Here is a 21,666-nt window from a genome sequence, read left to right as displayed (position 1 = left end):
GCCACCCGTGTCGATGGCCGGCGATGATATGTGGCCGGCACCGGGGCAGACCCTAGCGAGATCGTGTGGAACGGGACAGTCCTCAGCGGGGGCTAAGGATGATGTTATGAATGCGAGATCATTGATATACGGCGGGTGATGGATCGAGGGCTGTTCGCGTCCGGATCGGACGGTCGACGGGTGTCCAGAGCCGCGTACTCGTCGCCACGGTCATCGCGTCCTCGCGTAGCGTCAGGGGCATGAGCAGGAGCGAAGGGTGACCCGGATCGTGGCCGGGAGCCTCGGTGGCCGGCGGATCGCCGCGCCGCCGGGTGCCGGCACCCGGCCGACCTCGGACCGGGTACGGGAGGCGCTGTTCAGCGCGGTGCAGGCGGAGGTCGACCTGGACGGGGTGCGCTTCGCCGACCTGTACGCCGGTTCCGGCGCGGTCGGCCTGGAGGCGCTGTCCCGGGGTGCCGCCCACGTGTTGCTGGTCGAGTCGGACGCGCGTGCCGCGCGGGTGATCCGGGAGAACATCGCGGTGCTGCGGGCCGGGCCCGCGGCGCGACTGGTCGCCGGTAAGGTCGCCACCGTGCTGGCCGGCGGGCCGGAGGGCGACCCGTACGACGTGGTCTTCGCCGACCCACCGTACGCGCTGCCGGACGACGGCGTCACCGCGATGCTCGCCGGTCTGGTCGACGGCGGCTGGCTCGCGCCGGACGCCCTGCTGGTGGTCGAGCGCTCCAGTCGCGGCAACCCGGTCGAGTGGGTGGAGGGCGTCACTGGCCTGCGCAGTCGCCGGTACGGCGAGACCACCCTTTGGTACGGTCGCCGATCATGAGACGTGCGGTGTGTCCCGGCTCGTTCGACCCGGTCACCAACGGTCACCTCGACATCATCGGTCGGGCCAGCCGGCTGTTCGACGAGGTGATCGTCGGTGTGCTCATCAACCAGTCGAAAACGGGCGTGTTCACTGTCGAGGAGCGGATCGAGATGCTCCGCGAGGTGACCGCCTCCTACGACAACGTGCGCGTGGAGTCGTTCCGCGGGCTGCTGGTGGACTTCTGCCGGACCCAGCGGGCGACGGTGTTGATCAAGGGCATCCGGGCGGTCAGCGACTTCGACTACGAGTTGCAGATGGCCCAGATGAACATCGGCCTCGCCGGGGTCGAGACGTTGTTCATGCCGACCAACCCGCTCTACTCCTTCCTCTCCTCCAGCCTGGTCAAGGACGTGGCCAAGTGGGGCGGCGACGTCAGCCCGCACGTCCCCGACCTGGTCCGTGAGGCGTTGAAGGCCCGCCTGACCCCGCCAACCTGACGCGTACCCGCCGAGAACCCGGCGGCCCTCGGCGTCGCGCGCCACCCGGGACACGGGTGCCGGACGGGGTCGCGCGCGACGCGCCGGGAGAGGGGGTGGGGTGTCGTGCGGGTGCCGGGACGACATCATTGGATGAAGCGGGAACTTGGCCGCAGCCCGCATGATGTAGGTCGGCCCGACGAACGACAGGAGTGAGGTACCGGTGGACCCGCTCGACCGCATCGACGAAATGATCGCCATGGTGGAGCAGGCGCGCTCCGTGCCCATGTCGCGCAACAACTGCATGGTCGATCGGGGCGAGATGATCGCGGCCCTGGACGAGCTGCGTGCCGAGCTGCCCGCCGACCTGCGTCGCGCCGCTGCCCTGCTGGAGGAGCGGGACAAGATCATGGAGGCGGGCAAGCGGGAGGCGGACCGGATCATCAGCGAGGGTGAGGCGGAACACGCCCGCCTGGTCTCGGTGAACGAGATCACGGTCTCCGCCGAGCACGAGGGTGCCCGGATCATCGCCGAGGCGCGTGCCGAGGCGCAGCGCCTGCGCGAGGAGGTCGACGACTACGTCGACACCGCCCTGGCCAACTTCGAGCAGTTCCTCACCCGGGCGCTGGCCTCCATCGAACGCGGCCGGGACAAGATGCACGCGCTGCGCGAGATCGGCACCTTCGGCGGTGACGAGGCGGAGCGCCCACTGCCCTTCTGACCCCACGGTCGGTACCCGCCGGTGCGGGCGTACCGCCGCCGAGCCTGTCGCCGACGCGGCCCGGCGGCCAGCCCGTCCCGGCCGGTGCCGCCGATGGCATCCCGCCGACGCCGGGGTAGCCCAGGCCGGCCCCGGTTCGACGGTGGGCCGCCGGTGCAGGTAACCTCGTTTGTCGGCCTCTCACCGGCCGGAGTCTGACTATGCCCAAGAATTCACCCATTTCACTCGACCCCAGGTCGCCGCTGGTCCTCGACACGAGGGAGCTACCGCGCCGGCCTGGTGCGTTGCGTACCGTCAAACGGGTGGTCCCGGCACCGGCGGACCTCGGCGTGGAGTTGATCGGCGTGCCGGAGGGCGCGGACCTCGACCTCGATCTGCGGACGGAGTCGGTGTCCGAGGGCGTGCTCGTCTCGGGGACCGTCAGCGGTCCGGTCCGGGGCGAGTGCGGGCGCTGCCTGCGCGAGATCAACGACTCGGTGTCGGTGACGATCCAGGAGCTGTACGCGTACGAGAACAGCACCACGGACGTCACCACCGAGGATGACGAGGTCGGCCGGATGCAGGGAGATCTGATCGACCTGGAACCGGCGGTGCGGGACGCGGTGGTGCTCGCGCTGCCGACCAACCCGCTCTGCCGCCAGGACTGCCCGGGCCTGTGCCCCGACTGTGGGGTGCACCTGGACGATCTGCCGGCCGATCACAGCCACCAGCAGATCGACCCGCGTTGGGCGGGCCTGTCGCAACTGACCCGTACAGAGGAGTAAGAACCGTGGCCGTCCCCAAGCGCAAGATGTCGCGCAGCAACACCCGGTCCCGCCGGGCGAACTGGAAGGCCGCGGCGGTCGCGACCGTGGCCTGCCCGCAGTGCAAGTCCGCGAAGCTGCCGCACGCCGCCTGCTCCGTCTGCGGCACCTACAACGGCCGCCAGGTCCTCGAGGTCTGACCTGGACGCCGAGTGACGTCTCCGACCACGGGTCGGGCGACGCGCACACCCCGGCGATCGCCCGGTACTCCCGCCGACGCCGGCCGGCTCGCGCCGGCCGGCGTCGCGACGGAGCCGGGCACCGCACGGATCGCCGTTGACCTCCTCGGCGGGGACGACGCTCCCGCCGTCGTGGTGGACGGCGCTCTGCGGGCGGTGCGCGCCGACCCTCACCTGCATCTGCTGCTCGTCGGCCCGACCGAGGTGGCCGGCGTGCTGATCCATGCCCTCGACCCGGCCGAACGCGCCCGGGTCACCGTCCGGCCCGCGCGGACCGCTGTCGACATGGCCGACGAACTGGTCACCGCGCGGACCGACTCCACCGTCCGGGCGGCCGTCGCGGCCGTGCGCGCCGGCCAGGCCGACGCGCTGGTCTCCGCCGGGTCCACCGGCGCGACCGTCGCCGCCGCCGCACTGGGCCTGGGCCGCTGGCCCGAGGTCCGCCGTCCGGCGCTCGCCGCCGTCCTGCCCGCCGTCTCCGGACCGGTGGTGCTGCTCGACGTCGGCGGTTCGCTGGAACCCAGCCCGGCCACGCTGGTCCGGCACGCCGTGCTCGGCGCCGCCTACGCCGGTGCCGCCCACGGCGTCGTCGCACCCCGGGTGGGTCTGCTCTCGGTGGGCACCGAGGCGGGCAAGGGCGACCGGGCCCGCCGGCTCACCGATCCCGTGCTCAGCACCGTGACCCTGCCCGCCGACGCCCGCTACGTCGGCATGGTCGAGGGGTACGACGTCTGCGTCGGCACGCGTGCCGATGTGGTGGTCACCGACGGGTTCACCGGTAACGTGCTGCTCAAAGCCATCGAGGGCGCGTACGCCATGGCTGGTGGACCGCCGCCCGGCGGGGGTGCGCCCCGGGCGGCCGCCCTGCTCGGCGTGGGTGGGACGGTGGTCGTCTGCCACGGTGCCGCCCGCCCCGACGACATCTCCTCCGGCATCGCCCTGGCCGCCCACCTCTGGCGTCGCGACGCCACCGACCGGGTCGCCGCGCTGCTCGCCGGCCACCGCACCGACCGCACCACCGACACCGAGGTACGCACATCATGAGCAACGACAAGCGGCGGAGGCCCTCCGTCGGCCACCTGGAAGCCGCCTTCGGCGTGACGCTGGACCCGGACCTGCTGGAGCGCGCACTCACCCACCGCTCCTACGCGTACGAGAACGGTGGTCTGCCCACCAACGAGCGGCTGGAGTTCCTCGGCGACTCGGTGCTCGGCGTGGTGATCACCACTGCGCTGTTCCACAACCATCCGGACCTGCCCGAGGGGCAGTTGGCCAAGTTGCGGGCCAGCGTGGTGAACATGCGCGCCCTCGCCGAGGTGGCCCGTGGTCTGGGCCCGGACGGCCTCGGCCCGTACCTGCTGCTGGGCAAGGGCGAGGAGACCACCGGCGGTCGGGACAAGGCGAGCATCCTCGCCGACACCCTGGAGGCGCTGCTCGGGGCGATCTACCTCCAGTACGGCCTGGACACCGCCGCGATCGTGATCCACCGGCTGTTCGACCCGCTGATGGCCGAGTCGGCCGGCCGGGGGGCCGCTCTGGACTGGAAGACCAGCCTCCAGGAGTTGACCGCAGCCCTCGGGCTCGGGGTCCCGGAATACCGTATCGAGGGCACCGGCCCGGACCACCTCAAGACCTTCACCGCCTGGGTGGTGGTCGCCGGGAACCGGTACGGCGGCGCCGACGGGCGCAGCAAGAAGGAGGCCGAGCAACGGGCGGCCGAGTCCGCCTGGCGGATGTTGACCGCCGACGCCGAGGCGGAGTCGAGCCCGGACGAGGCCACCGACCCGGCCGGCGAGCCGGACGCGGTGACCGTCGACGGGCGGACCGAGACCGTCGGCGAGGTCCAGGCGCACCGTGCCTGAGCTGCCCGAGGTGGAGACGGTCCGGCAGGGCCTGGCCCGCTGGGTCATCGGCCGCCGGATCGACGTGGTCGAGGTACGGCATCCCCGGGCGGTCCGCCGGCACCAGCCGGGCGGCGTCCACTTCGCCGACGTGCTGGCCGGTCGGACCGTGCTCGACGTCCGGCGGCGGGGCAAGTACCTGTGGCTCCCGCTGGACAGCGGCGACGCCGTGATCGGGCACCTCGGGATGTCCGGGCAGTTGCTGCTGCAACCGGCGGGCACCGCCGACGAGGCGCACCTGCGGGTGCGGTTCCGGTTCACCGACGACGGCCCGGAGTTGCGCTTCGTCGACCAGCGGACGTTCGGCGGTCTGTCGGTGAGCGAGGGCGGTGCCGCCCTGCCGACCGAGATAGCGCACATCGCCCGGGATCCGATGGACCCGGAGTTCTCCGACGACGAGTTCGTGGCCGCGCTGCGGCGACGGCGTACCGAGGTGAAGCGCGCGCTGCTGGACCAGACGCTGATCTCCGGTGTGGGCAACATCTACGCCGACGAGGCGTTGTGGCGGGCGGGCCTGCACGGCGCCCGGCCCACCGACGCTCTCACCGGACCGGCCGCCCGGCGGCTGCTCGGCCACGTCCGGGACGTGCTCGCCGAGGCGATCACCGCAGGTGGCACCAGCTTCGACGCGCTCTACGTCAACGTCAACGGCGAGAGCGGCTACTTCGACCGGTCGTTGAACGCGTACGGCCGGGAGGGGCAGCCCTGTCACCGGTGCGGTGCGCCGATCCGGCGGGAGGCGTTCATGAACCGCTCCTCGTACAGTTGCCCCCGCTGTCAGCCGCGCCCCCGGGGCTCGCTGCGCGGCTGACCGTCGGGGAGCCGCACGGGTTGTCGGTTCAGGGTGCCGGGGTCAGGGCGCGGGGCAGGGCAGTCGCCAGGCGTCCAGGGTGCGGTTCTTGCGGATGGAGGCGAATCCGTAGCCGACGCTGGTGACGCAGAAGTCCGCGGTGCCGCCGGTGTACTCGACGTGGAACACCGGCTTGCCGGCGTCGACGAGGGGCAGCAGCTTCTCACACCGCGCCAGCCGTACGCACTCCTCGTCGACCGCGAAGTCGAGCTCGGGTGCCAGCGCGGCGACCTGCGGCAGGGCACCGAGCAGGCCGGGGGAGAGGTCGAGGGTACGGGCCAGCGCCGCCACCTGACGGTTGAACCGGAGCTGGTGGTCGAAGTCCAGCGGGAACCCGGAGCGCTGGGCGTACCCGTCGGCGTCGGCCAGCAGCACCGCGCCGAAGCCCTTGCCACGGCACAGCCGGAACCGGTCGGCCAGCACCGGACGCAGCACGTCCCACCGGCGTACGTCCAGCCAGGTGCGGTCGGTGCCGGTGGAGGTGGTGCCGCGTACCTCGGCCGGGTAGCGGCTGGCGTCCGGATCGACGGGGTGCACCGACCCGACGTGCACCTGGCAGACCAGCCGGCTGTCGCGGGCGCGTAACGCGGCGGTCTGCGCCGAGGTGGTGCGGACCGGATCGAGCACGAACACGTTCGCCGGGACCTCCGCATCCAGTTCGCCGCGCAGTTGCCACTGCCACTGCCAGTGGCGCGCCGAGGCCACCGGCCAGCTCGTGGGCGCGCCGGGCGGGGGGCGCGGAGGCCGGCAGGCGGCCGGGGCGGCGAGCACCGTGAGCGCCAGGCCGGCCGGTAGCAACCGGCGTACCCACCGCGTCCGGCCCGCCCCGATCCGCATCGCCGTCTCCGCACCTCGCGGGGCGGCGTCACACCGCCCGGGTGAGGTACGCGACGGCGTACCTCACCCGGTCAAACGAGGACAGACCCGATCAGGACTCGCAGTCCGGCCGGGACCGGCGGGTCGGGTCAGCGCGGCGCGGGTCAGCGCGGCGCGGGTCAGCGCGGCGCGGCGAAGACCTGCGTCCAGTACAGTCCGTTGCCGTCGGCCACCCCGACGCCGATCTCGGTGAAGGCGCAGTTGAGGATGTTCGCCCGGTGACCGTCGCTGTTCATCCAGGCGTCCATCACCGCAGCCGGGGTGCGCTGGTTCCACGCCACGTTCTCGCCGTAGGTCCGCCAGGTGTAGCCGACGCGGTCGATCCGGTCTCCGGGGTTGCTGCCGTCACTGCCGGTGTGCGACATGTTCCGGGTGTCGGCCTGGTCCTGGCTGTGCCGCTGGGCGGCGGTCATCAGCTTGTCGTCGATGCTGAGCGCGCCGCAGCCGGCCTCGGCCCGCTCGACGTTGACCAGCCGTACCACCTCCGCCGCCTGCGAGTCGGTGCCCGCCGAGGGGGAGGTGCTGGGCGTACTGGCCCGGTTCTGGCTGCCCTGACGCTCGGTGTTCTGCCGCGAGGGCGCGGTGGTCCGTGACGCCGCCGGGGTGGGGCTGCTGCTGGCCCGGCTCGGTGACGGCGACGGTGACGCGCTGCTCGGCGAGACGCTCGGGCTCGGGCTGGGGCTCGGGGAGTCGCTCGGGTCCAGCACCGGGTCCACCGGGTCGTCCGCCACGGCCGGTGCGGTGGCGGCGGGGATGTCGGCGGCGGTGCGGTCGGTCGTGTCGTCGTCGCCGGGCAGCGCGAGGGCCGCGACGCCGATGCTCACCACGAGGGTGGCCGCCGCGGCGGCGCCGCCGAGCACCAGGGGCCGCCGCAGTCGGCGGCGCTCCCCGCGATCGTCCGGGCCGGCCGGTTCGTCCGGCTGGTCGGCGGTGCCCCGCTGCTCCGTCGGCAGGCCGTACCGGCCGTGGTCGCCGGTGCCGGCGTACGGGCCGTGCTCGCCCTCGACGGTCATGTCGTACCGGTCACCGGCCGTGTCGTACCGGCCGTGGCCGGCGGTCGGGGCGTACCCGTCGTAGCGGTCCGGGGCCGGGCCGGTCGGGTAGCCCGAGGTGGGCCCGGCCGGGACGTCGTACCCCCGGACCTGCGTGTCCCAGTCGGCACCGTGGTGATCGGTCTCCGGTGCGGCGTGCCGGGCCGGCCGCTCGGGGTCGGCCGGTGCGGGCCACCCGGGGATGTTCTGCCCGCCGGGCCCGTCCGGCGTCCAGCCACGGCCGGTCGGGTCGTGGTACCCGGCCGCCGGCTCGACGGCCTGGTGCTGGCCGGCCCGCCAGTCGGTCTCCTCCCGCCGCAGGGAGTGCGCGGCGTCCGGTCGCCACTGCTCGGTCGGCTGGTCGTCGTACCACCGGTCGGCCGAACCTCCCGGTTCGTCACCGAACAGGTAGGCAGACCTCGGTGCGGGCCGGTCGGTCAACCAGGCCGGATCCTCGGTCGGGGCTTCCGGTCGCCGAGGGTGGGCCTCCGGCTCGCGCGGGTCGTTCCAGCCGTGCACGCCTGTCGCCTCCACGGGTCGGGTACGGGCCGTCGTGACGCTACGTGTCGCCCCTGGGGGCAGCAATCCGGCTAAGGAAGAGTTAAGAGGACCCTGTACATCCGGGTGAGGTAATCCACCGGACCGGAGCGTAGAGTCGAGGCGTCCGGACAGAGCGTGTCCGCGCCTGGTGGCAGCCGCCGGTGATCGGTCGGGCCGACGTAGAGATGATCTACGGCCTGCGAGAACTTGACGAATCAGGGGCTCCCGGCTCAATATGTAGGTGTCGCCAGTCGCGCCCGGCCATGCCCAGATCTCGTGGGAGTGGTAGTCGCGTACACCAGGGCGCGCGTTGGCCGGCCTCTCCGGCAGCGCATATCAAGGAGTCAAAATGGCGAAGGCCCTCTATGGCCACGTAGGTGCGGCGCCCGACCGGCGTCTGCTCGACGAGGTCACCCGACTGCGTTCCAGGGTTCAGTCACTGGAGTTCGAGGTCACCCGACTGCGTGCCGAGAACGATCGGCTCGCGGCGGCGGCGGCGGAGGCGGACGATCTGCTCCGTCTGGCCGAGCCGGCACTGACCTGACCCACCTGGTCGCCACAACCGAATAGCACCACCGCACAGCAGCGCGCCGACACGATGTGTGCCGGCGCGCATCTCTGCCCGGCCCCGGACGCCGGCAGGCGGGTCGCGTGGGGTGGGCCACCCGGTGCCGGGTTACCCTGCGGGTTTACCAGGGTCCGCGCAGCCGGGCGACGGTACGGCGGCCACCGGACGAGGATCGGGACGTGCATCTCAAGAGCCTGACGGTGAAGGGCTTCAAATCCTTCGCCTCCGCGACGACGCTCAAGCTGGAGCCCGGGATCACCTGTGTGGTGGGCCCCAACGGCTCCGGCAAGTCCAACGTCGTCGACGCCATCGCCTGGGTGCTCGGCGAGCAGGGCGCGAAGGCCCTGCGGGGCGGCAAGATGGAGGACGTCATCTTCGCCGGCACCGCCGGTCGGGCCCCGCTCGGCCGGGCCGAGGTGACGCTGACCATCGACAACACCGACGGTGCCCTGCCGATCGAGTACACCGAGGTCTCCATCACCCGCCGGATGTTCCGCTCCGGCGAGAGCGAGTACGAGATCAACGGCGACTCCTGCCGGTTGCTCGACATCCAGGAACTGCTCTCCGACTCCGGCATCGGCCGGGAGATGCACATCATCGTCGGCCAGGGTCGGCTCGACGGCATGCTGCACGCCAAGCCGGAGGACCGGCGGGCGTTCATCGAGGAGGCGGCCGGCGTCCTCAAGCACCGCAAGCGCAAGGAGAAGGCGCTGCGCAAGCTCGACGCGATGCAGACCAACCTGAACCGGCTGACCGACCTCACCGCCGAGCTGCGCCGCCAGCTCAAACCGCTCGGGCGGCAGGCCGAGGTGGCCCGGCGGGCCGCCGTGATCCAGGCCAACCTGCGGGACGCGCGACTGCGGCTGCTCGCCGACGACCTGGCCACCCTGCGCACCACGTTGGACAAGGAGATCGCCGACGAGACGGCGCTGCGCCACCGCCGCGAGCAGGTGGAGGCGGAGCACGCCGAGGTGCAGTCCCGCCTCGGCGAGTTGGAGGAGGCGCTGGCCTCCGACGCGCCGCTGCTGGCCGCCGCACAGGACACCTGGTACAGGCTCTCCGCCCTCCAGGAGCGGTTCCGCTCGATCGAGCAACTCGCGCTGGAGCGGCTGCGACACCTCAGCGCGACCCCGGACGACGAACGTCCCGGCCGCGACCCGGAACAGTTGGAGGCCGAGTCCGAGCGGATCCGCGAGCAGGAGGAGGACCTGCGCGCCGCGCTCACCGACGACCAGATCCGGCTCGCCGAGGCGGTCGAGCACCGCCAGGAGCTGGAGCGGCAACTCGCTGCGGCGGAGCGGGAACTGGTCGCCGCGGCCAAGGCGATCGCCGATCGGCGGGAGGGGCTGGCCCGGCTCACCGGGCAGGTGAACTCGGCCCGGGCCCGGACCACCAGCGCCGGTGAGGAGATCGAACGGCTCGCCGCCGCACACACCGACGCGCTGACCCGCGCCGAGCGTGCCCAGGCCGACCTGGACGCGGTCGCCGAGCAGTCCACCGAGGCGGACCGCGACAACGCCGACCTGGACACCCGGCACGCCGAGGCGGTCGGTGCCCAGGAGCAGGCACAGGCCACCGTACGGTCGCTCGCCGACGCCGAACGGGCGGCCGAGAAGGACGCCGCCACCTGGAAGGCGCGGGAGGAGGCGCTCGCCCTGGGGCTGCGCCGCAAGGACGGCGCCGGCGCGCTGCTGGCCCGCGCCGACCAGGTGCCCGGGCTGCTGGGCAGCCTCGCCGGCCTGCTCACGGTCGCCCCCGGCCACGAGGCGGCGCTGGCCGCCGCGCTCGGCGGGCTCGCCGACGCGGTCGCGGTCAGCGGGGTCGACGAGGCCGTCGAGGCGATGCGCCTGTTGAAGATCTCCGACGCCGGGCGCGCCGGCCTGCTCGTCGGCAGCCCCGCCGGGCCGGGGATGTCCGGTGCGGCCGACACGTTGCGCCCCAAACTGCCCGACCGCGCCCACTGGGCCCCCGACCTGGTGGACTGCGACGTACAGATCCGTCCGGCGGTGCACCGGGCGCTGCGCGACGTGGTGCTGGTCGACGACCTCGCCGCCGCGGCCGAGGTGGTCACCGTCAACTCCGAGCTGCGTGCGGTCACCCGGGAGGGTGACGTCGTCGGGGCGTACGCGGCGGCCGGCGGCTCGGCGAAGGCGCCCAGCTACATCGAGGTGCAGGCGGCGGTCGAGGAGGCCCGGACCAACCGGCTCACCGCCGAACGGAGCAGTGCCGACCTGCGTGAACAACTCGTGCAGGCGCGAGCCGAGGTCACCGCCGCCAAGGAGGTGGTGCAGCACGCCGCCGCCGCCAAGCGGGAGGCGGAGAGCCACCGCAACGCCGCCGCCCGACGTCTGGCCGAACTCGGCGCCGCCGCCCGGTCGGCGACGGCGGAGACCGACCGGCTCGGCGAGTCCCGGTCACGTGCCGAGGCGGCCCGGGAACGGGACCTGACCGCGCTGGCCGAGTTGGAGGAGCGGCTGCGGCTGGCCGAGGCGACCCCGATCGACGCCGAACCGTCCACCGAGGAACGCGACCAGCTCGCCGCGATGGTCCCGCAGGCCCGACAGAACGAGATGGAGGTCCGGCTCGCGGTGCGTACCGCCGAGGAGCGGGTGGCCTCGATCGCCGGGCGGGCCGACTCGCTGCGTCGGCAGGCCGCCGCCGAGCGGGCCGCGCGGGAGCGGGCGGCGGCGCGGCGGGCGGCGCGTACCCGGGGTGCGGGTATCGCCCGGGCGGTGGCCGGCGGCGCCCGGGCGGCCCTGACCCGGCTGACCAGCAGCATCGCGCGGGCCGAGGAGCACCGCGACGCGGTGGCGCGGGAACGGGCCACCCGCGAGGCGGAGCTACAGGAGGTGCGGGCCGCCGCGAAACGGCTCGGTGGTGAACTGGAGCGGCTGACCAGCCAGGTGCACCGGGACGAGGTGGCGCGGGCCGAGCAGCGGCTGCGCATCGAGCAGTTGGAGGCCAAGGCGGCCGAGGACTTCGGCCTGACCGTGGAGACCCTCGTCGCCGAGTACGGGCCGGAGCAGCCGGTGCCGCCGACCGAGGCCGAGGTGGCCGCCGCCGAACGGGACGGCCTGCCGGTGCCCGAGCCGGTGCGGTACGAGCGACCGGCGCAGGAGAAGCGGGCCGCCAAGGCGGAACGGGAACTGACCCTGCTCGGCAAGGTCAACCCGCTCGCGCTGGAGGAGTTCGCCGCGCTGGAGGAGCGGTACAAGTTCCTCTCCGAGCAGTTGGAGGACCTCAAGGCGACCCGCCGTGACCTGCTCACCGTGGTCAAGGACGTGGACGACCGCATCCTGGAGGTCTTCGCCAGCGCCTTCGCCGACACCGCGCGCGAGTTCGAGCAGGTCTTCGAGGTGCTGTTCCCCGGTGGCGAGGGCCGGCTGATCCTCACCGAGCCGGACGACATGCTGACCACCGGTGTCGAGGTCGAGGCCCGGCCGCCCGGTAAGAAGATCAAGCGACTCTCGCTGCTCTCCGGCGGCGAGCGGTCGCTGACCGCGGTGGCGATGCTGGTGGCGATCTTCCGCGCCCGGCCCAGCCCGTTCTACATCATGGACGAGGTCGAGGCGGCGCTCGACGACGTCAACCTGGGTCGGCTGATCACGCTGATGGCCCAGTTGCGGGAGAAGAGTCAGCTCATCGTCATCACGCACCAGAAACGGACCATGGAGATCGCCGACGCGCTGTACGGCGTGACCATGCGTGGCGGGGTCACCCAGGTGATCAGTCAACGGCTCAACCGGGCCGACACCGACGACGAGCGGCACGGCCGCGGCGAGGAGAACGGGTAGTGGCTCGGGAACGCGCGACGGCGCTCCTGCTGGACTTCGACGGCGTACTGCGGCGCTTCGATCCGGCGGTGGCCGCCGGGGTGGAGCGGGAGTACGGCCTCTCCGAGGGGGTGCTCGGTGAGATCGCCATGCACTGGGAGGGGCTGCAACCGGTGCTGACCGGCCGGGTCAGCCACGCCGAGTGGGTGTCGAGTGTGGCCGGCGCGCTGGCCGACTCGGCGGGCGGACCGCAGCGGGCCCGGGCCGCCGTCGAGCAGTGGCAGCGCTACCGGGGCGAGGTGGACCCGGTGGTGCTCGACTTCGTCCGCGAGGTGCGGGGTCGGGGCATCCGGGTCGGGCTCGCCACCAACGCCACCGACCTGCTCGACGACGACCTGGCGACGTTGGGGCTGACCGACGAGCTGGACGTGGTGGTCAACTCCTCGGTGGTGGGGGTGCACAAGCCGGCCCGCGAGTATTTCCAGGCCGCCTGCGAGGCCCTGGAGACCGCGCCGGGCCGGGTGCTCTTCGTCGACGACGAGGACCGGGCGATCAGCGGCGCCCGGGTGGCGGGCCTGTCCGCGCACCGGTGGAGCGGCCCCGAGGACCTGCGCTACCTGCGGGCGGCGCTGGCCACCTGAGTGGGCCCTGCGGCCGGGTGCCCGGCGCCCGGTCGCCCGCCGTGCACGCCGCCGCGTCGTGACGTGTTGGGAAGGGGCCCTTCCGCTACCGCAGGCGTTGGCAGGGGGCCCTTCCTTTCAGGGGGTGAGCCGCTGCCGGGCCACCTCGCGCAGGGTGCCGTCGCTGGTGGTGCCCTCGATCACCACCTCCGACCCGCGACCGGCGTTGGTCAACGTCGACACCGCGTTGCCGAAGTACGGCCCGGCCAACTTGCGCCACTTCACGAAGGACCGGCGCACCCCGGCCGTACGGGCCAGGGCGCGGGCCGCTCCGGCCGGACCACGCGCCCAGCCCATCCGCATCACCGGGCGCATCCCGGCCGGCACCTGGTTGTGGATCGGCGAGCAGGTGAGCTGGTGTACGGGCGTGCGGACGTCCGGGTCGGCGAACCGGACCCGGGCCACGTACGAGTGGTGCACGTCGCCGGAGAGCACGCTGATCGAGGCCGGAGCCGGGTACGCGGGTCCGGCGCCCTTGCGGTCGTCGGGCCCGCCCGATGCGCCGCTGCCGAGGCGGGCGAACAACTCGGCGAGACCCTCGAAGGACCGCCGGAACGCGCCCCAGTGCTCCAGGTCGAGGGCGCGGCGCAGCTTCTCGGCCAGCCCGGCGACCCACGGGCGGGACGAGTCGGCGAGCTTCTCGTTCCACGCCTCGACGTGGTGGATGCCGGGCGGCAGCAGCCACGGCAGCGAGGTGCCGACGACCAGGTGGTCGTAGCTGCCGTGGGCCTGGTCGACGAACCAGGCCCACTCGGCGGCCGGCAGCATCGTCCGGCGCCCGGGCACCAGCACCCGGCTGCACCGGCTGTCCAGCATCACCAGCCGGGTCCGGCCCAGGTCGAGCGCGTAGCTCCACTGGTACTGCACGGCGCTCCAGCGCTCGGTGTCGTGCGACAGGTCGGCCTCGGTGTCGACCCGCGCGCCGAACTCGCGCAGCACCTCGGTGGCGTCCTCGGACGCGCGGACCTTGGCGTAGACCGGGTCGGCGTCGATCTCGTCCGGGGACAGGTTGCCCAGGTGCTGGTAGACCCAGTACGACGCCAGTCCGCTGGCGATCCGCTCGGCCCACCAGGGCTGCTCGCGCATGTCCGCCCGCCAGGACGCCGAGGTGTTCCAGTCGTCGATCACCTCGTGGTCGTCGAAGATCATCACGCTCGGCACGGTGGAGAACAGCCAGCGGATCTCCGGGTCGCTCCACGATTCCAGATAGAGCTTGGTGTACTCGTCGAAGCTGACCACCTGGTCGCTGGGGGCGTCCTTGGGCCGACGCCGCCGACGCCGCAGCAACCGTTTCATGGTGGGCGAGGTCTCGTCGGCGTAGACCTGGTCGCCGAGGAGCACCACCAGGTCGGGCAGCGCCGCCGGGTCCGGGTCGGCCAGCACCCGCCGGGTGTACGCGTCCAGCGCGTCCGGCGGGAGCTTGCGGGTGGTCGCGTGCTGGGTGGTCTCCCGGCAGGACCCGAAGAGCAGCCGTACCGGCTGGTCCCGGTCGTCCTCCGCGCGGGTGCGGATCACGCTGGGCGGGAAGCGGCCCTCCGGCGGCGGCCAGGCGACCTCGTCGTCGATCAGCACCTCGTAGGTGGTGGCGCTGTCCGGGGTGAGCCCCTCCACGACCACCAGCGCGTAGTGGTGCTCGTACGCGGAGAAGGTGGCGGCCGTGCCGGAGGCCCCGCCCGGCGTGCGGACGGTGACCGTCGCGGGGGCCGTGGTCTCGACCCACACGGTGGCCCGGGTGCCGACGACCCGCCGGAGAAGCGGACCGATGAGCAGTCGGGCGGTGGGCATGGCGAACCTCCGAGGTGAGGGGGAAACCTCTTCTTCTTACCCCGCCGGCGGCCGTGGCATTGCTGGCTGGGCGAGCCTACCGCTGCGGGAGCGGACGACCGGGGGAGCGGTGGATGAGACGCCGTCGCGGGCATCTGACAGGATTTCGGCATGATGGATTACCTCCTCGTCGCACTCGCCCTGCTCGGCGTGCTGATCCTCGCCGGAGTCGGGCTGGTCGTGCCGCGGCTGCGCCGACGGCCGGAGCCGCCGCTGCCGCGTACGGAGGTCGACACCCGGGCCGAGGAGGACCTGGCCGGACCACCGGTCGAGGCCCCGGAGTCGGATCTGTCCACCGGCGTCCTGGTGGAGCCACCGGTCGTCGAGGCACCGGCCCCGACCGTCGAGGTGCCCGAGCCGACCGCCGGGCGGTTGGTCCGGCTGCGTTCCCGGCTGTCGCGCTCACAGAACGTCTTCGGTAAGGGCCTGCTCGGCCTGCTCAGCCGTGACCGGCTGGACGAGGACGTCTGGGAGGAGATCGAGGACAGCCTGATCACCGCCGACGTGGGTGTCGACGCCACCCGGGAGATCGTCGACCGGCTGCGGGAGCGGACCCGGGTGCTGGGCACCCGGTCGGTCGCCGAGCTGCGTACCCTGCTCGCCACCGAGCTGGTCAACGCGCTCGACCCGGCGCTGGACCGCGCCCTGCACACCACGCCCGCCGACGGCGTGCCGGCGGTGCTGCTGGTGGTCGGCGTGAACGGCGCTGGCAAGACCACCACCTGCGGCAAGATCGCCCGGGTGCTGATCGCCGACGGGCGTACCGTGCTGCTCGGCGCGGCCGACACGTTCCGGGCCGCCGCCGCCGACCAGTTGGAGACCTGGGCCGGCCGGGTCGGCGCGGAGACCGTGCGCGGCCCGGAGGGGGCCGACCCGGCCAGCGTCGCCTTCGACGCCGTCAAGCGCGGCATCGACACCGGCGTGGACACCGTGCTCGTGGACACCGCCGGCCGCCTGCAGAACAAGGTCGGCCTGATGGACGAGCTGGGCAAGGTCAAGCGGGTGGTGGAGAAGCACGGCCCGATCGACGAGACACTGCTGGTGCTCGACGCCACCACCGGCCAGAACGGTCTGGAGCAGGCCCGCGTCTTCACCGAGGTGGTCAACGTCACCGGCGTCGTGCTCACCAAGCTCGACGGCACCGCCAAGGGCGGCATCGTGATCGCGGTACAGCGCAAGCTCGGCATCCCGGTCAAGCTCGTCGGGCTCGGCGAGGGGCCGGACGACCTGGCGCCGTTCGACCCGGCGCAGTTCGTCGACGCGTTGCTGGGTGCCGAATCCTCCGGTCCGACCGCGTAACCTCGGGTGACCAGAGACGATCGCGCGTACGCGGGCTGGCGCGACCCGAGCCACCCGTCGCAGCGCCTCGGGAGACCGTACGTGACTTCGCAGGAGATCCCGCTGCACGGCGGGAACGTGAGCACCGTGGTGCGGGTGGGCGACACGGTCCGGCGCAACGCCGGCCCGTGGACACCGGCGGTGCACGCCCTGCTGCGTCACCTGGAGTACGTCGGGTTCACCGGCGCGCCCCGCGCCCTCGGCATGGACGAGCGCAACCGTGAGGTGCTGTCGTACCTGGAGGGGGAGTGCGGGGAGTACCCGCTGGCCCCGCACTGGGTCACCGACGAGGCACTGGTCACCGTCGCCACCATGTTGCGGATGTTCCACGACGCGCAGTACGGCTTCGCCCCGCCCCCGCAGGCGGTGTGGCGCTCGTTCGGCCCGCCGCCACCGGACACCGAGGTCATCTGCCACCACGACGCCGCCCCGCACAACGTGATCTGGCGGCCGGACGGCACCCTCGGGCTGATCGACTTCGACCTCGCCTCGCCCGGCGCGCGGATCTACGACGTGGCGTACGCGGCCTGGACCTGGGTGCCGATCTTCTCGGACCGGGACTCGATCACGCTCGGCTGGAAGCATCCGGACCGGCCGCGTCGGCTGCGGCTGTTCGCCGACGCGTACGGGTTGATCCCACGGGACCGGCACCGGCTGATCCGGACCATCCGCAAGCGGATCGTGGACCACGTGGAGGGCATCCGCCGGATGGCCGCCGCCGGGGAGCCCGCCTTCGTACGGATCGTGCACAAGGGCCACCTCCGTCGGCCGATGCGGGACCTGCGGCTGCTCGACTACGAACGGCACGCCCTCGAGTACGCCCTGCGCTGATCCATCGGGGGAACGGGGTACGCCGGACGGCCGATCCGCCACCCGCCGTGTCACCGAGGCGTCCGACGTTCTTCACACGTACGAAACAAGCCGTCACGGTTCGGAAACCACTCGGGGACCCTGGGCGAAACAGCCGACAATCAGGCTTCCGCGCAACCGGCGTACGGGCGATGCTGCGCGATGCCGGGAGGGAGGGAATACAACCCGAGAGGAGGCAGCGTGCCGGAGCTAGATTCTGGTGCCACCGCCTGGATTTTGACTTCTGCCGCGCTGGTGTTGCTCATGACGCCCGGCCTGGCGCTGTTCTACGGCGGCATGACGCGATCCAAGTCCGTGCTCAACATGATGATGATGAGCTTCGGAGCGATCGGCCTGGTCAGCCTGTTGTGGGTGTTCTACGGCTACAGCATCGCATTCGGCGACGACATTGGCGGGATCACCGGTGATCTCTCCTACGTGGGTCTTCGCGGGATGTTGGAGAGCGGCACCGAGGGCGGCATTCCCGACCTTCTGTTCGCCGGTTTCCAGTTGATGTTCGCGGTGATCACCGTCGCCCTGATCAGCGGCGCGATCGCCGACCGGGCCAAGTTCGGCCCGTGGCTGCTCTTCGCCGGCCTGTGGGCCACCCTGGTCTACTTCCCGGTCGCGCACTGGGTGTGGGGCGGCGGTTGGATCGGCGAGCTGGGCGTACTCGACTTCGCCGGTGGCACCGCGGTGCACATCAACGCCGGTGCCGCGGCCCTGGCGCTGGCACTCGTGCTCGGCCGACGGGTCGGCTGGCCCAAGGACAAGTTCAAGCCGCACAACCTGCCGATGGTGCTGCTCGGTGCGGCGCTGCTCTGGTTCGGCTGGTTCGGCTTCAACGCCGGCTCGGCGGGTGCCGCCGACGGCGCCGCCGCCGTCTCGCTGATCAACACGCAGGTCGCCACCGCCGCGGCGGTGCTCGGCTGGATCGTGGTGGAGTGGCTCCGCGACGGCAAGCCGACCACGCTCGGCGCGGCCTCCGGTGCGATCGCCGGCCTGGTCGGCATCACCCCCGCCTGCGCGTTCCTGGAGCCGCTGGGCGCGATCGCCCTCGGCCTCATCGCCGGTGCGGTCTGCGCGCTCGCCGTGGGTCTGAAGTACAAGCTCAAGTACGACGACTCGCTCGACGTGGTGGCCGTGCACATGGTCGGCGGCATCATCGGCTCGCTGCTCATCGGCTTCCTGGCCATCGAGGTGCTGGCCGGCGAGGGCAACGACGGTCTGCTCTACGGCGGCGGCATCAAGCTGCTCGGCCTGCAGGCGATCGGTGTGGTCGCGGTGCTGGCGTACTCGTTCGTGGTGGCGTACATCATCGGCTTCGCGATCGAGAAGACCATCGGCTTCCGGCTCAGCCCCGAGGCCGAGGTCGAGGGCATCGACAACGCCGAGCACGCGGAGAGCGCGTACGAGTTCAGCTCCACCGGTGGTGGCGGCGCGTTCGCCGCCGCGGGCCTCACCCCCTCGGCGAAGCCGAAGAGTGAGCCCACCGAAGCGGTAAGCGAAAAGGTCGCCGGCTAACGTTCTCGGAATGGAGGGGTTGGACATGAAGCTGGTGACCGCGGTCATCAAGCCGCACCAGTTGGACGCCGTCAAGGAGGCCCTGCACACGCTGGGCGTGGCCGGGTTGACCGTGAGCGAGGTCCAGGGCTACGGACGGCAGAAGGGCCACACCGAGGTCTACCGGGGTGCCGAGTACACGGTCGAGTTCCTGCCCAAGATCCGGGTCGAGGTGCTGACCGACGAGATCGACGTGGACAAGATCGTCGACGCCGTGGTCGGTGCCGCCCGGACGGGCAAGATCGGTGACGGCAAGGTCTGGGTGACCGGTGTCGAGGAGGTCGTCCGGGTCCGCACCGGCGAGCGCGGCCTCGACGCCCTGTAGAACATCATCGATGACCTCGTCGACCGGGAGGGCAGCCGTGGGAACCGACGGCACAACGGCACTCCCGGTCGACGAGGTCGTCGGCGTACCGGCCGGGATCGGCGCTGCCGCGCGCCGGGCCCGGGCCGACGCGTACGACGCCTGGCTGGCCCGGCTGCTGCCGGACCGGCCGGGCGTCGCGCTGCTCGCGGTCGGCGGGCTGGGGCGACGGCAGTGCGCCCCGTACGGCGACCTCGACCTGGTGCTGGTGCACGCCGGGGTCCCCGGCGTCGACGAACTCGCCGCCTCGCTCTGGTACCCGATCTGGGACGCCGGGCTGCGGTTGGACCACTCGGTACGCACCGTGGCCGAGGCGCTGTCGGTCGCCCAGGACGACGTGAAGGTGGCCCTGGGCCTGCTCGACGCCCGTCTGGTCGCCGGTGACCCGGAACTCGCCGACACGCTGGTCAGCAGCGCCGTCGACCACTGGCGCCGCACCGCCGTACGCCAACTGGCGCCGCTGCGCCAGAGCGCGGCGACCCGCTGGCAGGCCCACGGCGAGCTGGCGTTCCTGCTCGAAGGCGACCTCAAGGAGGCGGCCGGCGGCCTGCGCGACGTCGGCATCCTCAAGGCCATCGCGCTCGCCGGCATCACCGACGCGCTGCGGCCCGCCATCCACGCCGCGCACCTGCGCCTGCTGGACACCCGCGACGCCCTGCACCAGCAGCTCGGTCGTCGGGTCGACCGGCTGCTCGCCCAGGAACGCGCCGGGGTGGCCGCGCTGCTCGGGCTCCGGCCGGCGCCGGCCGAGAGCGAGTCGCGCCCGACTGGGGCCGACGGTGCGGCGCACCCGGATCGGCCCGATCCCGGGCCGGACCGGCGGGCGCAGGCCGAGGAGGGTGACGGCGACGCCCTGTTGCGCCGGGTGGCCGGCGACGCGCGCACCGTCAGCCATGCTCTCGACGACGCGTTCCGCGCCGCCGACCGGCTGCGTTCCGGTCGCCGTCGAGGTGCCGACGGTCGCCCGCTCCGTCGGCCGGTCGCCCGGGACGTGGTCGAGCACGACGGGGAACTGGTGTTGGCCCGCACCGCCATCGGCGCCCGCCCCGACGCCAGCCTCTCGCTGCGGGTGGCCGCCGCGGCGGCGGTCACCGGGCTGCCGATCGCCCGGGCCACCTGTGAGTGGCTGGCCGCGTACTGCCCGCCGCTGCCGACGCCGTGGCCGGTCGAGGCACGCGCCGCGCTGACCACGCTGCTGGGCGCGGGCGCGGGTCTGCTCCCGGCCTGGGAGACCTGCGACCGGTACGGGCTGATCGACGGCTGGCTGCCGGAGTGGACCCGGCTGCGCAGCCTGCCCCAGCACAACCCGGTGCACCGGTTCACCCTGGACCGGCACCTGGTGCAGACCGCGTACGAGGCCAGCCGGCACACCCGCGACGTGGACCGGCCGGACCTGCTGCTGCTCGGCGCGTTCCTGCACGACATCGGCAAGGGCCTGCCGGGCGAAGGTGCCACCGGGCGGCCCGGCAGGCACGAACCCGCCGGCAGCTTCGCAGACCACTCGACCGTGGGCGCGCCGATCGCCCAGGCGATGGCCACCCGGATCGGCCTGCCCGAGCCGGAGGCGGCCCTGATCGGCACGCTCGTCCGGCTGCACCTGGTGCTGCCCGAGGTGGCCACCCGGCGGGACCTCGCCGACCCGGTGACCATCTCCCGGGTGGCCGAGGCGGTCGGCGACGTGACCACCCTCGACCTGCTGTACGCGCTGGTGCGGGCGGACGCCGCCGCCACCGGACCGGGTGCCTGGTCGGACTGGAAGGGGCGGCTGGTCGCCGAGTTGGTGGCCCGGGTCCGGACCACGCTCGACACCGGCACCGTGCCGCAACCCCCGGCACCCGATCCGGCGCTGGTGGTGGGGCCGCTGCCGGTCGTACACCTGACCGGGGACCGGGTGGCGGTGGCCGCGGCGGACCGGCGGGGCCTGCTCGCGACGGTGGCCGGTTGCCTGGCGCTGCACCGGCTGGAGGTGCTCGCCGCCGACGCGTCGACGGTGGACGGCCGGGCGTTGGTGGAGTGTCGGGTGCAGCCGCGGTACGGGTTGGCGCCGGATCCGGTCGCGCTCACCGCGGACCTGCGCCGGGCGGTCGGCGGCGACGTGTCGGTGACACAGCGTCTGCGCGGCCGGGCCGGGCGGGGCACCGGGGCCGAGCCCCGGGTGGTCTGGCACCGGGAGGCCGCCACCGACGCCGTGCTGCTGGAGTTGCGTGCCGCCGACGCGGCGGGCCTGCTCTACCGGGTGACCACCGCGCTGGACGCGGCCGGTGCGCAGGTCCGGGCGGCCCGGATCGCCACCCTGGGCGGGGACGTGGTGGACGTCTTCTATCTCGTCGGCTCGTGGCCCTCCGACGCCGAGCGCGACCGCCTGGAACGCGCCGTGCTCGCCGCGGTGTAAGGAAGGGCACCCTACTAACGCCTCGTGTATAGGAGGGGTCCCCTCCTTACATCCAAGGCGGCGTGGAGCGGGGGTACCGGTGGCCGGATACGCTAGCGGTGGTCGGAGCGCTCATTCGGCCCCACTCGTGCTCGCC

General features: G+C 73.0%; 19 protein-coding genes. 16 read left to right on the top strand and 3 right to left on the bottom strand.

All coding sequences use genetic code 11. The features are described 5' to 3' along the window. Positions 1-256: 256 nt before the first annotated feature. The 8 genes from rsmD (at position 257) to mutM (ending at position 5,693) form a co-directional block, all read left to right on the top strand. Positions 257-820 (top strand): 16S rRNA (guanine(966)-N(2))-methyltransferase RsmD, encoded by a 564-nt coding sequence (gene rsmD, locus ACIBMZ_RS07610; RefSeq protein WP_396691746.1) that lies wholly within the window; start codon positions 257-259, stop codon positions 818-820. Then, positions 817-1,299, top strand: a complete 483-nt coding sequence (gene coaD / locus ACIBMZ_RS07605) for a pantetheine-phosphate adenylyltransferase (protein ID WP_396691745.1) — start codon at positions 817-819, stop codon at positions 1,297-1,299. Before rsmD ends, coaD begins: the two co-directional genes overlap by 4 nt. Before the next feature lie 202 nt (positions 1,300-1,501). Beyond that, positions 1,502-1,999, top strand: coding sequence for a hypothetical protein (locus ACIBMZ_RS07600; RefSeq protein WP_131054984.1), 498 nt, complete (start codon positions 1,502-1,504; stop codon positions 1,997-1,999). A gap of 200 nt (positions 2,000-2,199) precedes the next feature. After that, positions 2,200-2,763, top strand: a complete 564-nt coding sequence (locus ACIBMZ_RS07595) for a YceD family protein (RefSeq protein WP_396691744.1) — start codon at positions 2,200-2,202, stop codon at positions 2,761-2,763. A 5-nt stretch (positions 2,764-2,768) separates the two neighbouring features. Beyond that, positions 2,769-2,942: a 50S ribosomal protein L32 gene (gene rpmF, locus ACIBMZ_RS07590; RefSeq protein WP_091435485.1), complete on the top strand. Its 174-nt coding sequence runs from the start codon at positions 2,769-2,771 to the stop codon at positions 2,940-2,942. Between the two features lie 129 nt (positions 2,943-3,071). Beyond that, positions 3,072-4,025 carry a phosphate acyltransferase PlsX gene (locus tag ACIBMZ_RS07585; protein ID WP_396691906.1) on the top strand — a complete coding sequence of 318 codons (954 nt, stop codon included), beginning with the start codon at positions 3,072-3,074 and terminating at the stop codon, positions 4,023-4,025. Beyond that, positions 4,022-4,843: a ribonuclease III gene (gene rnc, locus ACIBMZ_RS07580; RefSeq protein WP_396691743.1), complete on the top strand. Its 822-nt coding sequence runs from the start codon at positions 4,022-4,024 to the stop codon at positions 4,841-4,843. The genes ACIBMZ_RS07585 and rnc overlap by 4 nt, the downstream gene beginning before the upstream one ends. Then, on the top strand, positions 4,836-5,693 hold the full coding sequence (gene mutM / locus ACIBMZ_RS07575) for a bifunctional DNA-formamidopyrimidine glycosylase/DNA-(apurinic or apyrimidinic site) lyase (protein WP_396691742.1): 858 nt from the start codon (positions 4,836-4,838) through the stop codon (positions 5,691-5,693). The genes rnc and mutM overlap by 8 nt, the downstream gene beginning before the upstream one ends. Positions 5,694-5,735: 42 nt before the next feature. On the opposite strand, the gene ACIBMZ_RS07570 is transcribed toward mutM, so the two are convergent. Together ACIBMZ_RS07570 and ACIBMZ_RS07565 are read right to left on the bottom strand one after the other, a co-directional pair. After that, positions 5,736-6,569, bottom strand: a complete 834-nt coding sequence (locus ACIBMZ_RS07570; protein WP_396691741.1) for an endo alpha-1,4 polygalactosaminidase — start codon at positions 6,567-6,569, stop codon at positions 5,736-5,738. A 158-nt stretch (positions 6,570-6,727) separates the two neighbouring features. After that, positions 6,728-8,158 carry a CAP domain-containing protein gene (locus tag ACIBMZ_RS07565; RefSeq protein WP_396691740.1) on the bottom strand — a complete coding sequence of 477 codons (1,431 nt, stop codon included), beginning with the start codon at positions 8,156-8,158 and terminating at the stop codon, positions 6,728-6,730. A 370-nt stretch (positions 8,159-8,528) separates the two neighbouring features. Between ACIBMZ_RS07565 and ACIBMZ_RS07560 the strand changes: the two genes are divergently transcribed. The 3 genes from ACIBMZ_RS07560 (at position 8,529) to ACIBMZ_RS07550 (ending at position 13,161) form a co-directional block, all read left to right on the top strand. Continuing rightward, a complete protein-coding gene (locus ACIBMZ_RS07560; RefSeq protein ID WP_092373577.1) occupies positions 8,529-8,723 on the top strand; it encodes a hypothetical protein in 195 nt (64 codons plus the stop codon). Positions 8,724-8,926: 203 nt separating this feature from the next. Then, positions 8,927-12,541 carry a chromosome segregation protein SMC gene (gene smc, locus ACIBMZ_RS07555; RefSeq protein WP_396691738.1) on the top strand — a complete coding sequence of 1,205 codons (3,615 nt, stop codon included), beginning with the start codon at positions 8,927-8,929 and terminating at the stop codon, positions 12,539-12,541. Further along, entirely contained in the window at positions 12,541-13,161 is a 621-nt protein-coding gene (locus ACIBMZ_RS07550) for an HAD family hydrolase (protein WP_396691737.1), read from the top strand. Before smc ends, ACIBMZ_RS07550 begins: the two co-directional genes overlap by 1 nt. A 117-nt stretch (positions 13,162-13,278) precedes the next feature. Here ACIBMZ_RS07550 and ACIBMZ_RS07545 read toward each other — a convergent pair whose 3' ends face one another. Then, a complete protein-coding gene (locus ACIBMZ_RS07545; RefSeq protein ID WP_396691736.1) occupies positions 13,279-14,985 on the bottom strand; it encodes an alkaline phosphatase D family protein in 1,707 nt (568 codons plus the stop codon). 150 nt (positions 14,986-15,135) lie between these two features. On the opposite strand from ACIBMZ_RS07545, the gene ftsY reads away from it, so the two are divergent. The 5 genes from ftsY (at position 15,136) to ACIBMZ_RS07520 (ending at position 21,530) form a co-directional block, all read left to right on the top strand. Continuing rightward, complete coding sequence (gene ftsY, locus ACIBMZ_RS07540; RefSeq protein ID WP_396691735.1) at positions 15,136-16,323, top strand: signal recognition particle-docking protein FtsY; 1,188 nt, start codon at positions 15,136-15,138, stop codon at positions 16,321-16,323. A 6-nt stretch (positions 16,324-16,329) separates the two neighbouring features. After that, positions 16,330-17,193 (top strand): aminoglycoside phosphotransferase family protein, encoded by an 864-nt coding sequence (locus tag ACIBMZ_RS07535; RefSeq protein WP_176092960.1) that lies wholly within the window; start codon positions 16,330-16,332, stop codon positions 17,191-17,193. Between the two features lie 180 nt (positions 17,194-17,373). Beyond that, positions 17,374-18,735 (top strand): ammonium transporter, encoded by a 1,362-nt coding sequence (locus ACIBMZ_RS07530; protein WP_396691734.1) that lies wholly within the window; start codon positions 17,374-17,376, stop codon positions 18,733-18,735. A gap of 25 nt (positions 18,736-18,760) precedes the next feature. Beyond that, positions 18,761-19,099 (top strand): P-II family nitrogen regulator, encoded by a 339-nt coding sequence (locus ACIBMZ_RS07525; RefSeq protein WP_176092961.1) that lies wholly within the window; start codon positions 18,761-18,763, stop codon positions 19,097-19,099. A gap of 10 nt (positions 19,100-19,109) precedes the next feature. Then, on the top strand, positions 19,110-21,530 hold the full coding sequence (locus ACIBMZ_RS07520) for a [protein-PII] uridylyltransferase (protein WP_396691733.1): 2,421 nt from the start codon (positions 19,110-19,112) through the stop codon (positions 21,528-21,530). Positions 21,531-21,666 lie beyond the last annotated feature (136 nt).

It is taken from the genome of Micromonospora sp. NPDC049900 (genome assembly GCF_044461025.1).
Taxonomy (GTDB): domain Bacteria; phylum Actinomycetota; class Actinomycetes; order Mycobacteriales; family Micromonosporaceae; genus Micromonospora.
Note: the sequence above shows the minus strand (reverse complement) of the source record. Positions and strands in the feature narration are given on the sequence as shown.

What these genes read in the sequence shown, in the direction of transcription:
- ACIBMZ_RS07545 (WP_396691736.1), bottom strand. Translation starts at nt 14,985, where the DNA reads ATGCCCACCGCCCGACTGCTCATCGGTCCGCTTCTCCGGCGGGTCGTC.
- ACIBMZ_RS07530 (WP_396691734.1), top strand. Translation starts at nt 17,374, where the DNA reads ATGCCGGGAGGGAGGGAATACAACCCGAGAGGAGGCAGCGTGCCGGAG.
- ACIBMZ_RS07520 (WP_396691733.1), top strand. Translation starts at nt 19,110, where the DNA reads ATGACCTCGTCGACCGGGAGGGCAGCCGTGGGAACCGACGGCACAACG.
- ACIBMZ_RS07595 (WP_396691744.1), top strand. Translation starts at nt 2,200, where the DNA reads ATGCCCAAGAATTCACCCATTTCACTCGACCCCAGGTCGCCGCTGGTC.
- ACIBMZ_RS07570 (WP_396691741.1), bottom strand. Translation starts at nt 6,569, where the DNA reads ATGCGGATCGGGGCGGGCCGGACGCGGTGGGTACGCCGGTTGCTACCG.
- ftsY (WP_396691735.1), top strand. Translation starts at nt 15,136, where the DNA reads ATGATGGATTACCTCCTCGTCGCACTCGCCCTGCTCGGCGTGCTGATC.
- rnc (WP_396691743.1), top strand. Translation starts at nt 4,022, where the DNA reads ATGAGCAACGACAAGCGGCGGAGGCCCTCCGTCGGCCACCTGGAAGCC.
- ACIBMZ_RS07560 (WP_092373577.1), top strand. Translation starts at nt 8,529, where the DNA reads ATGGCGAAGGCCCTCTATGGCCACGTAGGTGCGGCGCCCGACCGGCGT.
- ACIBMZ_RS07525 (WP_176092961.1), top strand. Translation starts at nt 18,761, where the DNA reads ATGAAGCTGGTGACCGCGGTCATCAAGCCGCACCAGTTGGACGCCGTC.
- coaD (WP_396691745.1), top strand. Translation starts at nt 817, where the DNA reads ATGAGACGTGCGGTGTGTCCCGGCTCGTTCGACCCGGTCACCAACGGT.